Genomic DNA, 13604 nt, shown 5'->3' on the forward strand with positions numbered 1-13604 from the left:
CCATGCGGCGACTGGCAGGCATCCTTTTTCTGGCGGTGTTCTTCACCTCCTTCCTGGCTACCCAGGCGGCAACGCCGTCACTGGTCCAGGCGGAAACGCTCATGCAGCGCGTGGACGCCTTTGCCGGACTGGGAGACCGCAGTGTCGGCACCCCTGGTAACCGCGCTGTTGCGAACATGGTGGAAGACGCCTTCCGGGAAGCATCCAAAAATTTTCCCGGGCAGATGACCATTGACAGGCACAGTTTCCTGCTGCCTTCCATCAGCAACCAACAAAGCTACCTGCATCTGCCTGATGGCCATGACGAGGAAATCCATCCGCTGCTGCTCAACGCCCTCTCTCCCGGGGCGCTTGCCGACCCCGGTGTAGAAGGCCCCCTGCTTTACGCCGGAGAGGGGCGCTTGGAAGATTTCAATGGCATGGACGTTCAGGGCGCCGTGGTGCTGATGGACATGGATTCTGGAAAGAACTGGCAGAATGCTGCTCTGCTGGGCGCTCAGGCCCTTATTTTTGTCGACGGAGCCGGCCTCGAAGAACGGCGTTCCCGCATGCAGCAACACATGGGGAAGGCATCGCAGACTCCTGAAACCTCCGGCATGATGGGACGTATGATGGAGACGATGCAGGAGGGAGCGGCGCCTGGCTCTATGATGTCCGGCGGCATGGGCAACATGGGTGACATGGGCAACATGGGTGACATGGGCAACATGGGCAACATGGGGCGCATGCGCATGGGGCAATCCAACGCCAGCCGCGGCATGTACGACCAAAAACTCGAACTCACTCCCATTGATTTCCCACGCTTCTGGATGTCCGAAGAACGCGCCGAATCGCTTTGGGGGGAGCTTTCCACGCTGCCACAGGGAGATCAAGCCCCCCGTGTGCGCCTGACAAGCAAAATCGCATGGGCAAACGCCCCTGTTGATAACTTATACTGCCTGATTCCAGGCAGTGACCCCGAACTTTCCAAGGAACTCGTCGTCTTCGAAGCGTTCATGGACAGCACCGCCTACGTGGCAGGGCGTTCACCCGGCGCTGAAGAAGGCGTGTCCCTGGCCAATCTCCTGGCTCTTGCAGACGAATTTGCCGCACATCCGCCAAAACGCAGCACTCTGCTGTTGGCAAGCAACGGGCAAGGGCAATACGTGGCCGGCATGCGCGAAATCGTCTGGCTGATGAGCTCCGACCGGGAGAAATTGCAGGAACTGGCCACAGCCCAGACCCAACGGCTTGAAAAAGCCAAGGCGACCGCCAGACTCCTGGAAAATGGCGACCCCCTTGCCGTAGCCCACGAACTGGCCGGCGACGATGTGCAGATGCTGCGCGAATCTCTGGGGTTCGTGATCAAAAGCCGGCTGGAAAAGATCAACAGTGAATTGATCAGGCTTCGCTTGAAAGCTGAACCGGACCAGGAGCGCATCAAAGTGCTGGCTGACCGGCGGCAACTCTTGCGCCGTCTTAATTGGGTGGAGAGCACGCGTATCGGCGCCCGCATCGATCCCAAGGAAAAGCAGATCCTGGACGAGCTTTTGCCTGACGCTCTGCAGGAGCAGCGCACGATTGTCGCCGATGCCAGGCTGCAGGAGGACTCCCTGCAAAGCGCAATGACCCTGCGCGAAATATTTGACGCCCATGCCTTGAGCGCCATGATCAGCCTTCACCTTTCCAGCCACGGTGACGGCGTTGGTGCTTTTGACAAAGGGTGGCTGTACGACCTCAAGGACTCGATCAACCGCACCAGATTTCTGAGCCCGTTGGACGAGCTTATGGCCAAGACGGCCAAAACGCTCCCTAAGAATATTGGCGCTCAATACAAAGACACCTTGCGCCCCAGCAAATTGCGCAACTGGCAAAGCTACCTGCCGGACCGCCCCCTGCTGGGGGGTGAGCCTGCCGCCCTGGCCGGCTATCCCGCGCTATCCCTGGTCACGGTGCAGGATGTACGAGCGAAGTGGGGCACGCCCTATGACCTTCCCGAATACGTCAACGCGCGGCATCTGGAGCGCCAGTTCCGCCTTATGGCGCCTCTGGCCCAGGCTTTGGCCAACGAGCCGCTCTCCACGGCCGGCGAACGCGACAGGTCCGGCTTTTCCAACCTGTATTGCCGCGCCAATCTGCTCAGGCATGGGCAGCTGTTTCCAGACAAACCCGCCACGGATAGCGTGTTCCTCACCTATGTAGGGCCTTCGCGCTTCTACTCCATGGTGGATACTGACGGTGCTTTCCGCGTGGTGGGCATCCCGAACAAAAAATTCACCATCCACAAGGCCATCCTGGAAGGCTACCGTTTCGACGAGTTAACAGGCGCGCCATACTGGGCCGTGGACAAGCCCGGCACGGGAAAAAGCAACTACCGCGTCAAGATGAGCCGCCCAGACATGCAGGCGGACTTCATCATGTTCCCGTGCGCCATGAGTACGCTTTTCAGCACTTATGAACCGCGCACCTTCAATTACATGATCTATGTCGACCTGTTCGACGCCCGCACCGAGGCAGACCCGCTGCGCTACTGGTTCAGCAGGCTGGATACCCGCTCCTCCACGATTTTCAGCGTATTCATGGAACCGGGAACACCCTTCAAAGTCACGCTTTCCGACACCTATCTGCAGCGCAAGGTGCTGTTGCTGAATGCTTCGGCTGACAATCCCCAGGGAACAGGCTTTTTGATGAAGGACTGGCCGCTCATTCCCTATACGGAATTCCAGGCGGCCTCTGACATGTGGCACCTGCTGACGCCCCGCATCAGAAGTCTGGAGGAGCGTGGCATCGTCAACGCCCGCCTCTGGGATATGGCGCGCAACGGACAAAAGGCCCTTGAAAACGCGCAAGCCCACCGCGACGCCAAAGAATGGGGACAATTCATGGAAAAGGGGCGCGAGTCCCTGGCCATTGCCGAACAGGTTTACACGGAAGTCGAGCAGACCCAGAAGGACGTTCTCAGCGGCGTACTCTTTTACATCGCGCTCTTTGTCCCCTTTGCCTACTGCTTGGAACGCCTTGTCTTCGCCTTTGCCAACATCCACAAGCGCATTATAGCCTTCCTGGGCTTTCTGGTGGCCATCATCGCCATCATATACGTTGTGCACCCCGCCTTTGAGCTGACCTACAGCCCCATGATCGTCATTCTGGCGTTTTTCATCCTGGGGCTATCATTCCTTGTGTCACTCATCATATTCTTCCGCTTTGAGCGGGAGATGAAGGAGCTGCAGCAGCGCTCCAGGCATTTCAAGCTCACCAACCTGAGCAAATCCGCAGCATTCGGCGCCGCCTTTGTGCTGGGTGTTTCCAACCTGCGCAGGCGCCCCGTGCGTACAGCCCTGACGTGCATCACGCTGGTCATTCTCACCTTCACCATCATGAACTTCACGGCGGTGAAGAGCGTCCACCAAAGCGGCTGGAGCTCTTTCAGCGACGATGCCTCCTACAACGGGCTGTTCATGAAGTCCTTTGGCTGGAAAAGCCTGCCGCCAGAATCCTTGCAGGTTGTACGCACCATGCTGGGCGGCCAGGGAATTGCGGCTCCGCGTGTATGGTTCGAGATAAAGGATCAAACCCGTTCGCCCATCATCCCAATTACTACAAATGGGAAGGAAGAATTCGCGCGCGGCATCATCGGCCTTTCGCCAATGGAGCCACAGGTCACCCAGTTGGACAAGTCACTGATTGCGGGGCGCTGGCTTTCTCCCGATTCCAGACGCGAGATAATCCTGCCCGCATCCATGGCGCATGATTTGGGCGTGCACCCCAACCATATGGTGCAGATCTGGGGCATGTCTTTCACCGTGGTCGGCATCATTGGCGACAACGCCCTGGAGGAGCATCCCGATCTGGATGGCGAGTCCATGACCCCCATCATCTACCCTTCTGAGGCCGACACCAGCCTGAGCGATGTGGAAGCCGAAGCAATTACAGAGGGTGAGGACGTTGCCTCCTATCAAAGCCGCTACAACCATATTCCTGCTGACCAGACCGTCATCGTTCCGGCCAAGACCTTGCTGGCCCTTGGCGGACAAGGGGGCTGGCTGGCAGGGGGCGGCAGGCTGAAAGGGCTGGCCATGAAACTGGCGCCGGAAAGCGAACGCACCCTGGCCCAGGAAGACCTTGGCGCGCGCTTCGGCCTGCTGCTTTTCCGCGGCACGCCTGATGGCACCAGTGTTTTCTATTCCGCCAACACCTTCCGCTACAGCGGTATGGCCAACATCATCATTCCCCTGATCATTTCCGCCCTCATCGTGCTGAACACCATGATCGGCAGCGTGTTTGAGCGCAAAGGCGAAATTTCTGTCTACACTTCCGTGGGACTCGCACCTTCCCACGTTTCCTTTCTTTTTGTGGCCGAATCCCTGGCGTTTGCTGTTCTCAGCGTTGTGATAGGCTATCTGGTTGCGCAGGCCGCTGCCGTTGTCCTTGCCGGCACGCCCCTCTGGGCCGGCATGACCGCCAACTATTCCTCCATGGCTGGCGTCGGCGCCATGATTCTGGTCATAGGTGTGGTTTTGCTTTCGGCCATCTACCCCTCGCGCGTTGCCGCGAATATCGCCATTCCGGATGTGAATCGCTCCTGGACGATGCCAGAAGCCAAGGGCGACCTGATCGACACCATCCTGCCCTTTTTGATCAAGATCGACGAACAGGCCTGCGCCGGTGGTTTCCTTGCCGACTACTACAACTCGCACGCCGATGTTTCCCACGGGCTGTTTTCCACCACACCAGTGGTCACGGGTTTTCTTAAGGAAGAGGAAGCGGCGGATGAAGACCCCGGCATGTATGAGCCCATGGACGTTCTTTCTCCCGAAAGCTGTCTGATATTGAGTCTTCGTGTGTGGCTAGCGCCTTTCGACTTTGGCGTGCGCCAGCGGGTGGAGCTGATCTTCTGCCCCTCTGATCTGTACAAGGGATTCCGCCAGATCAAGGTTCGGCTGCACCGCGAAGCAGGCGAACACACCGTGTGGCACAATCTGAACCGTAAATTCATTAATGATCTGCGCAAGCAATTACTGGCCTGGCGCTCACTGGATCAAGAAGCCAAGGCGCGTTTAGAGATGGAGTTCATGGAAAAATACGCAGGCACCACTGCCATGGCCGAGCACCCCGAAGGAGAAGCACGATGAGCGCAGGCACCAGGCAAATAAGGATCCGCTCAGTGCTCGCCGGACTTGTGCTTGGTCTGGGGCTTTGCGCCTTCAGCCCATACAACAACGCCTACCTTGCCAACACGCATCTGGGCGGGGGGCATTTCCCCATGGCCCCCTTTTTCATCACGGCCTGGCTGGTGGTGATAGTCGCTCTTTTCGCACGCCTGACCCGACGCGAACCGCTTTTCAACGGCATTGAAATGCTGGTCATATGGCTGATGATGGTGCTGGGCACTGCCATCGGCTGGAGCGGCCTGGTAGAGACTTTTTTCATCAACCTCACCGCGCCTGTCTATTTTGCCAAAGACGCCTACGAATGGACGCAGGAACTCCGCCCGTACCTGCCTCCAGCCTGGTATCCCACAGACGCCAAGGCAGTGGAGACCCTGTACAGCGGGCTGCAAAACGGCAATCAGATGGGGTTCGGCCAAATCCTGTCCTCCATACCATGGGACGTGTGGCTGCCCCCCTTGTTTGGATGGGGCGTGTTCATCCTGCTTTCCTACGCCATCATGATCTGCATGGTGAACCTTTTCGGCCGCCAGTGGGTGGTCAATGAACGGGTCAACTTCCCGCTCATGCAGGTGCCGCAAACCCTGGCCGAAAGCATGGACGACAACACGCTGTTCTCCCTGCTGCGCGACAAATACCTGCTGACCGGTCTTTTGCTGGCCGCCTCCCTTCAAACCGTAAACGGTCTGAATTATTATTATCCAGCCGTCCCCATGATCCCGACCCAGATCATTGCCGGCTCCTATTTCCCGAAGTTCGGGTTGTTCTCCGGCTTTTACCATCTGGAAATATATATCGTCCCCGCATTCATAGGGTTTGCCTTTCTCGCCACCCGGCAGATTTCCTTCAGCTTCTGGTTCTTCCACTTGGCTGCGCTGCTACTCTTCGGCATTCTGTCCATCTTTGGCATGCAGTATCCCGAAGCCGCCATGGGGGTGACGTTTGGTCCCCTGCTGGCGCGTCCTGAAGAAGCACAAGGCATCGGCGCCTACCTTGTATTCTTCCTCTTTTTGATCTTTCTTGCGCGTTTTCACCTGATGAACGCCATCAGGGGGGCATTCGGCCGTCCGCCCATCAAACGCACCGGTGACAAAAACGACGACCATGCCGAATGGCTCCCCGCGTCCTGGGCATTCTGGGGCGTCGCCATCGGCTTCATTCTTATGACATTATGGTGCCTATGGTTTGGTCTGCCCCTGCTCTTCGCGCTCATGCTGCCGGTCATCTTTTTCATGATCATGCTGGTGGCCAGCCGCATTGTCTGCCAGGGAGGGCTGCCCTATTTCACCATCACTGCCGCACCTTCCGACGGTTTCATAGGCCTGTTTGGTTCCCGCTACTTTGGACAGGCCGGCCTGCTGGCCACCGTGGTCATGCAAAAGGTACTTTTTCTGGATGTGCGCGAAGCCATCATGCCTTCTTTGTTTCACGGGGCAAAAGCCAGCGAACGCGCCCGTAACCAGCGCATGATGCTCCTGGCCATCGCCATCATTCTGCTGGCAGCCGTGGTTGTGGCTTTTGTGACCATGCTCGTCATGGGGCACAAAATAGGCCTGCGCGAAATGAAGATGGATTGGGCCACCCACTCCACCCTGGCCGTCTATGAAAACGCCCAGCGGCTGTTGGATGCACCCACGGGCCCCAACGCCTGGGTCATCAGTTTTGCTGTTGTGGGCGCGGTTGTCATGCTCATTCTCGTTTTCTGTTATTACCGCTTCAGTTGGTGGCCGCTGCACCCAATCGGATACCTGGCCGCCTACGGCTTTGGCATGCGCATCCTGTGGTTCAGCTTTCTTGCAGGGTGGTTGTGCAACCATCTCAGCCTGCATTACGGCGGTACGGTATTGTACCGCCGCATGCGCCTGCTATTCATAGGGCTGATCATGGGTGATTTTCTCTTGGGAGGTGTCTGGGCCCTGGTGGGGCTCTTCACCGGTTCACATTACCAGGTTTTCCCGATGTAACAGGCTGAGATAATGCATTGTTTGGACGCTATTCGACGGGGCACCGCCCCTCAAGCCAGACGCCAGCGCGCGTGAGCCAGCATGTACGACGACAAGGAACTCAACGAGTATAGAAATCTACTCCAGCCCCCCGAAAAATTCGAGGAAGGGTTCGACTGGAAGACCATTGTCGGCGCCATTTTCATCGGCTTCCTGATGATGCCTGGCAGCATGTATCTGCAATTGGTCATCGGCCAGGGCATTGGCCCTGCCGCCAGGTGGGTGACCATCATCCTCTTTGCAGAGATAGCAAAGCGCTCCTACACGGAACTCAAGCAGCAGGAGATTTTCCTGCTCTATTATATGGCGGGGGCGGCGCTCGCCTCGCCCTTCCAGGGGTTGCTCTGGAACCAGTATCTTGTGCAGTCGGACGCTGCAAAGATGCTGGGGCTGGTTGAGTACATCCCTGCCTGGGTGGCGCCAGGGCCCAACTCGGACGCCATCCTCCAGCGCACGTTTTTTCATAGCGACTGGCTCATACCCATACTATTGATCTTTGGTTCGCAACTCATCCAGCGCGTGGACCACTTTGGCCTCGGGTACGCGCTTTACCGCATCACATCTGACGTGGAAAAGCTGCCCTTTCCCATGGCGCCCGTCGGCGCATTGGGCACAATGGCCCTGGCCGAAAGCACAGAAGAAGACAAGCGCAGCGGTTGGAAATGGAGGGTCTTCTCCATAGGAGGCATGATAGGGCTACTCTTTGGTGGCATCTACGTGCTTTTACCAGCCGTCTCGGCGCTGTTACTCACAGAACCCATACGGCTGATACCCATCCCATGGGTGGAGCTTACACGCCACACAGAGGATATACTCCCCGCCGTGGCAACGGGTATCCAGCTTGACCTGGGGCTGGTTTTCATCGGTATGGTCCTGCCCTTCTGGGCCGTTATCGGCGGACTTCTGGGGTTGCTCATCACCTTTGCGGCCAACCCCATTCTCTACGAACACGGTATCCTGCACCGCTGGCATCAGGGCATGGCAACCGTGGAGACGGTCTTCGTCAACAACTTCGATTTCTATATGAGCTTTGGCATCGGCCTCGGCCTTGCCATTGGCGCCATCGGCATCTGGAGCGTGATACGTTCCTTCAAACGTTCCGGCCCCGACAACAAGCTGGACTTCAGCCTGTTGTTCAATCCGCCAGAGGGACGCGGCGACATCAACTTCTGGCTCTCCATCGGCATCTATGTCGCCTCCACCATAGGGTACATCCTGCTTTGCATGTGGCTGGTGCCCAATTTTCCATGGATATTCTTCGCGCTCTACGGGTTTGTGTACACGCCCCTTATTTCCTACATCACGGCGCGCATGGAAGGTATTGCCGGGCAATTCGTCAGCCTGCCCCTTGTGCGGGAGGCATCCTTCATCGCAGGGTCGAAATTTTTCGGCTACCACGGCATTGAAATATGGTATGCGCCCATTCCCGTGCACAACTACGGTGAAGCAACGGTGCAGTTCCGGCAGATCGAACTCACCGGCACAAGCCTGCGCGGCATCATCAAGGCCGAGATAGTGGTCTTTCCCGTGGTGGTCATCGCCTCTTTAATTTTTTCCCAGTTCCTTTGGAGGCTGGCACCCATCCCTTCGGAGGCCTTTCCCTACGCGCAGAAGATTTGGCACCTGCAAGCCCTGAACTCCCTGCTCATGCAGACCTCTACTCTTGAGGGCGATTCCCTTTTCTACCAGGCGCTCAATGGCAGCTATGTGGGCGCCGGACTTGCCTTTGGCCTTGTCACCTATGCTCTGCTAGCCATATTCGGCCTACCCGTGCTGCTCATCTATGGAGTAGTGCGTGGTTTGGGGCAGAGTACCCCCCATGGCATGATTCTCGAGGTGCTGGGCGCCCTTGTGGGGCGCTTCTATTTCCTCAAGCGGTACGGCAAGCAGTGGCGACAGTACGCGCCCGTGCTCTTGGCGGGTTTCTCCTGCGGCATGGGGCTGGCCGGCATGTTCGCCATGGGCATCACGCTGATCATGAAATCCCTGGGGCGTCTGGCGTACTGACGCGACTCTCCCCTTTCCCAAGGGGGTTTTCCCCAATAAAAAAATCCACACTAATCATCGCGATTAGTGTGGATTTCATGTTTTCAGAGATTTGGTAAGGCTACAGCAAGCTGACTCCCAAGCGCAGGGTCTTGAGAATATCGTCCTCATGCCCCGAAGCCTGGGCCTGGTCCAAAATATGCTTTTCCCAGTCCACCACGCTCAAGGTAATGGCGCGGGCGTAAGCCGTCAAAAACGCACTGGCTTTTTCCGGATCGGAGGGCATTCTGCGCCGGGAAAGCACAATGCACTGCATGGGCGTTTTGGCTTTAAGGGTGAACAACCGGTGCGCATCAGCCAGCAGGGAAAAGCCCCCCACAAAATCGCCAGCACCGTACCCGCCTACATGATGTTCGCGGTCTCCCGTGTTGTGCAGCAGGTCGGCTTCCCCTTCCATTATGTAGTAGGCCTTGTCGTCTTCGTCTCCCTGACCAAAGAGAATCTCACCCTCTTTGTAGCGCATGCGTTTGCAGAGGTAGGCCAGGGCGCGCAATGTATCAATGGGAACCTCCTGAAACAGGGGCAGGCTGCGCAGCAGGTTCAAATTTGCGTCCAACTCGCAGACGCCGTTACTTTTTCTTTCCGTAGATGAGGTCATAAAGAGCCCCTTTCTTTTCAAGCAGTTCGTGATAACCGCCCATTTCAATGATTCTGCCCGCCTTCATCACGGCAACCTTGTCATATCCTTCAAGTGTATCCAGACGGTGCACCACGGCGATGACAGTGCTCTTGCCCTTCCACTTGCGTTCCAACAGATTCTGAATGCGGGTCTGTGAGGCGTTGTCCAAAGCCGAAGTGGCTTCGTCCAGAATCAGAATGGAAGGTTCTTTGAGGAAGGCGCGCGCAAGCGCTATCTTCTGCCGCTGTCCGCCCGACAAATGGTCACCCATGCTGCCCACGTTGAAATCCAGGCCAATGGCAACGACCTGTTCCAAAACGTTTTCTTCGATGAGTAACTGCATGATCTGCTGGTTCACTCGTTCTTCCGCTCCGGCGCTGTCAGACTTCACGTGGCCGAAGATGATGTTGTCCAGCAGATTGGCCGAGGGGATATAATTGTCGGGCCGATAGAAGGCAAAGGCGTCGGGCATTTCCTGCTCGACATAAGCCATGAAGTCGCGGCGCGAATCCACGATCTTCTTTTTCAATTCTTCACTGATGGCCACAATTTTGTGGCGCCCTTCTTCGTATTTCAGGGTCAGCTTCAGTAGCATGGATTTGTCGTCATCCGAGAGTTGCTCCAAGGGGCCCTTCTCAAGATGCTCGACAACCTTGACGTAATCGTCCACCTCGTCGCGTGGTACGGGCAGGTCCTCAAATACTTCAGGACTCTGGCCAAGACTCCGCACGATTTCGATGGAGCTCTGGGCCATATCGCGGCCAAGCTCCCACAGGGGCTGGCGCAACCCTTTCTCATCCAGGAATTTCAGGAATTCTTCATTGATGTGCAGCTTGTCATAGGCGAATTCGTCTTTGCCGGGCGAACCAAAAGTCAGGTTCACAGCCAGGTCGCTGTAGGCCATGAACTGCGACTTGTTGAAAAATTCAACATCATCGCGGACCTCATCACCATGGCGTTCCTGAAAATTCCTGCGCGCGTTGATCAGGCTCTGCACCAGATCGGGGTTCTTTTCCATATCAACCCGTTCGCGCAGTCCAAAACGCAGCACATCGAGGAAAAGTCCCACCTGCTGCACGGTCTCGATAATGCGATCAAGATCAGGCGGATCGTCCCTATTTGCGCACTTGCCGCCGAGCAACTGTATGGACTCACAGGAATAGAGCAGGTTTTCCTTTACCGTGCCCCCAAAGATAAAGGGGTGCTGGTTCACTATGCCCAGGTTGAAGGCCATGTCCTGCTTGGTGAGCTTGTCCACGGAGTGACCGTCGATGAGCACCTCCCCCCCCGTGTACTTGTAGAGCTGGGCGACAACCAGAGCCAGGCTGGACTTGCCGCTGCCCGAATAGCCCACCAGGGCCATGTGTTCGCCGTGGGAGAGGGTCAGGTTGATACGATCCAGCAGCTTGATGTTGTTACCCACCACATAGGAAAGATCCTGGACATCGATGTCGCCTTTCAAATGGTAGGGTTCGCGATCCTTACAAAGCATTTCATGTTCGGGATCAATGTCGAAATAGTCCATGACCTGGGCGTAGCGCACCTTGGAATCCTGATAAATCTGATAGAATTCCATGAGCTCTTTCCAGGGATCGTAGAGCTTTTCGTAGGCGGACAGGAAAGCGACCAGCGCGCCGATGTCGAATTTGCCCTGAATGGCCAGGTAACCGCCAATGAGGAAGAGCGAAAAGGGGCCCAGGCTCTGGAAGAAATTGTTAACGAACTTGATGCCGTACTTGTAAACGCCCATCCAGAGGTTGGCCTGGTACAATTCACTGGCGCTGTCGCCAATCTTGTTGACTTCCAGGGGATTGCTGGCGTTGCCGTGCACTTCGTGCACGCCTGTGATGGATTCGCCCACCAGAGAACTGACAAGGCGCAGTTTGCGCACCCGTCGCTGGTTCCACCTGTTGAACTTGCGCTGCACTCTGGGAATAACCAAAAATTCAGCAGGATAGATTATAAGGCTGATGGTGCCAAGGATGGGGTTCAGGTAGAACATGTATCCGGCCATGGCGATGAAGGTCAGCACGTTCACCAGGGGTTGGGAAATGGCGCTGCCGATGAACACCGGCATGTGGATCAGCTCGTTGGTCATGGAGGAAACGACCAGCCCCGGCGAGGTTCGCCGGAAAAAAGACATGGGCAGCTTGAGGATATGATCGAAAAGCTGGATGCGCAATTCGAGCAGGGAGCGCTCGCCGATATAGTTCTGTAACAGGTAGATGGCGTATTTCAGGGCCTGGGCGAGAAGAACAGCTCCCATGTAGAGCCCGCAATAAATAAAAAGCAGGTGCAAATCCTTTTTGCCTATGGCTTCATTAATGATTTGCTTCTGCATTTGCAGCGGAAACACCCTGGTGGCCACAGTGACGCAAATAATGGCCATCAACACCATCTGGAGTTTGGAGTTTTTGTGCCAAACCCAGTAATACATGGAGCGTTTAGTGACCCTCAGGTCCTCCTGCGGTGTTTTGTCTGCCATAGGCTGCCTTTCCCCCTGGAGCTAAAATTTGCCTGACCATACGCAAAAAGCATTTCATTGAGAAGCGCTATTACCAAACCTCGGGCTTGCTGCTATTCCAGTCCTCAGATTAGAATTTTGGGATCGCAAGCCTGGTGCAGTTTCTTGCATTCATTCCATTCACCTTCTTTTTTTATTGTATTCTGCCCCTTGGCGCATTAGCGATTAATGTGTATGAGTTTTTTAAGCATTCATAAAACGCAGGGGAAGCAACCCATTGCCCTGCAAACATCACCGACGCGGTGCAGCAGCATGAACCAAAACGGCGTCACCATACGGCTTTCTGAAGAAACCAATGATTTCAAAATCTGCACTAAATATGTGGAACACTTTTGCGAGCAGAACAATCTTTCTCCCAAGCTCGTCTTCAAGATAACCCTGGTTTTGGATGAGCTGATTTCAAACATCATATCATACGGTTACAACATGCCGGAGGAGCACGTCATCGATGTGCACCTGGAGATGGATGAGGCTATCCTTACAATGGTGGTGGAGGATGGTGGTGCGCCCTTCAATCCTCTGGAAGCCGAAGAACCGGAGCTGAACATCCCTTTGGACGAGCGCAAACGGCAGATAGGGGGCATGGGCATTCACCTGGTTCGCTCCATTACCGACAGTCAGGCTTACGAGCGCAAGGATGACAAAAACATCCTGACCATGACCATGAATGTTGCTAAATGCATCCAGGAGAATTGAAGCGAAAACGCATGATAATCAGCACCGGAAAGTGCTTCTCAAAACTGCAATAAGATGAATTACCATAAACAAATGCGCTAACAATCACCGACAGGAGTCAGTGGAATGGCACTTTTGCAGAGCAATGAAAACGGAACGACCATTATCACCATATCCGGCAGAATGTCGCCAGAAGAAACGCAAGAGCTGGAAAAAAAAGTGCTCGAAGTCGTCGATTCTGATGAAAAATGCCTGCTCTTTGATTTTTCCGAACTCGAGTACATCAACTCTTCCGGTCTCCGGGTGCTGGTTATGGCCTACCAGCGTATGAAGCAGGCCAAGGGCAAGGTGGCAATATGCAGTATCCGGGACTATATTCTCGAAGTTTTTGAAATCTCGGGCTACGACAAGATTTTTCCCATCTTTCCCAACCGCGAGAAAGCGCTAGAAGAGATGGACGCCTGATACGCAGGGCAGCTTATCAGGCCGTAATCCGGACAGCTTTTTCTGCGCCCTGTTTCCATGCATGCACAAGGAAGCAGGGCGCCCTAGTCTTAGCTCAGCGTTGATGCACAGTACGCTTTTACCGC

Annotated in this window: 7 protein-coding genes; 5 read left to right on the forward strand and 2 right to left on the reverse strand. The window is 55.7% G+C overall.

Features of this window, described 5'->3' with window-relative positions; genetic code table 11:
- Positions 1 to 2 precede the first annotated feature (2 nt).
- The 3 genes from ACZ5EH_RS04770 (at position 3) to ACZ5EH_RS04780 (ending at position 9157) form a co-directional block, all read left to right on the forward strand.
- Positions 3 to 5111: an FtsX-like permease family protein gene (locus tag ACZ5EH_RS04770; protein ID WP_464276990.1), complete on the forward strand. Its 5109-nt coding sequence runs from the start codon at positions 3 to 5 to the stop codon at positions 5109 to 5111.
- Entirely contained in the window at positions 5108 to 7111 is a 2004-nt protein-coding gene (locus ACZ5EH_RS04775) for a DUF6785 family protein (RefSeq protein ID WP_464276991.1), read from the forward strand. Before ACZ5EH_RS04770 ends, ACZ5EH_RS04775 begins: the two co-directional genes overlap by 4 nt.
- A gap of 81 nt (positions 7112 to 7192) precedes the next feature.
- A complete protein-coding gene (locus ACZ5EH_RS04780) occupies positions 7193 to 9157 on the forward strand; it encodes a peptide transporter (RefSeq protein ID WP_464276992.1) in 1965 nt (654 codons plus the stop codon).
- Between the two features lie 100 nt (positions 9158 to 9257).
- Here the strand turns inward: ACZ5EH_RS04780 and ACZ5EH_RS04785 are convergent, their stop codons facing one another.
- Entirely contained in the window at positions 9258 to 9794 is a 537-nt protein-coding gene (locus ACZ5EH_RS04785; protein WP_464276993.1) for a cyclic nucleotide-binding domain-containing protein, read from the reverse strand.
- Positions 9766 to 12300: an ABC transporter transmembrane domain-containing protein gene (locus tag ACZ5EH_RS04790; RefSeq protein ID WP_464276994.1), complete on the reverse strand. Its 2535-nt coding sequence runs from the start codon at positions 12298 to 12300 to the stop codon at positions 9766 to 9768. Before ACZ5EH_RS04790 ends, ACZ5EH_RS04785 begins: the two co-directional genes overlap by 29 nt.
- Positions 12301 to 12591: 291 nt before the next feature.
- Between ACZ5EH_RS04790 and ACZ5EH_RS04795 the strand changes: the two genes are divergently transcribed.
- Both ACZ5EH_RS04795 and ACZ5EH_RS04800 read left to right on the forward strand, forming a co-directional pair.
- Positions 12592 to 13035, forward strand: a complete 444-nt coding sequence (locus tag ACZ5EH_RS04795) for an ATP-binding protein (RefSeq protein WP_464276995.1) — start codon at positions 12592 to 12594, stop codon at positions 13033 to 13035.
- A gap of 105 nt (positions 13036 to 13140) precedes the next feature.
- On the forward strand, positions 13141 to 13479 hold the full coding sequence (locus ACZ5EH_RS04800; RefSeq protein WP_464276996.1) for an STAS domain-containing protein: 339 nt from the start codon (positions 13141 to 13143) through the stop codon (positions 13477 to 13479).
- The last annotated feature ends 125 nt before the right edge of the window (positions 13480 to 13604 follow it).

It is taken from the genome of Desulfovibrio biadhensis (assembly GCF_055388615.1).

What these genes read in the sequence shown, in the direction of transcription:
- ACZ5EH_RS04770 (WP_464276990.1), top strand. Translation starts at nt 3, where the DNA reads ATGCGGCGACTGGCAGGCATCCTTTTTCTGGCGGTGTTCTTCACCTCC.
- ACZ5EH_RS04775 (WP_464276991.1), top strand. Translation starts at nt 5,108, where the DNA reads ATGAGCGCAGGCACCAGGCAAATAAGGATCCGCTCAGTGCTCGCCGGA.
- ACZ5EH_RS04780 (WP_464276992.1), top strand. Translation starts at nt 7,193, where the DNA reads ATGTACGACGACAAGGAACTCAACGAGTATAGAAATCTACTCCAGCCC.
- ACZ5EH_RS04785 (WP_464276993.1), bottom strand. Translation starts at nt 9,794, where the DNA reads ATGACCTCATCTACGGAAAGAAAAAGTAACGGCGTCTGCGAGTTGGAC.
- ACZ5EH_RS04790 (WP_464276994.1), bottom strand. Translation starts at nt 12,300, where the DNA reads ATGGCAGACAAAACACCGCAGGAGGACCTGAGGGTCACTAAACGCTCC.
- ACZ5EH_RS04795 (WP_464276995.1), top strand. Translation starts at nt 12,592, where the DNA reads ATGAACCAAAACGGCGTCACCATACGGCTTTCTGAAGAAACCAATGAT.
- ACZ5EH_RS04800 (WP_464276996.1), top strand. Translation starts at nt 13,141, where the DNA reads ATGGCACTTTTGCAGAGCAATGAAAACGGAACGACCATTATCACCATA.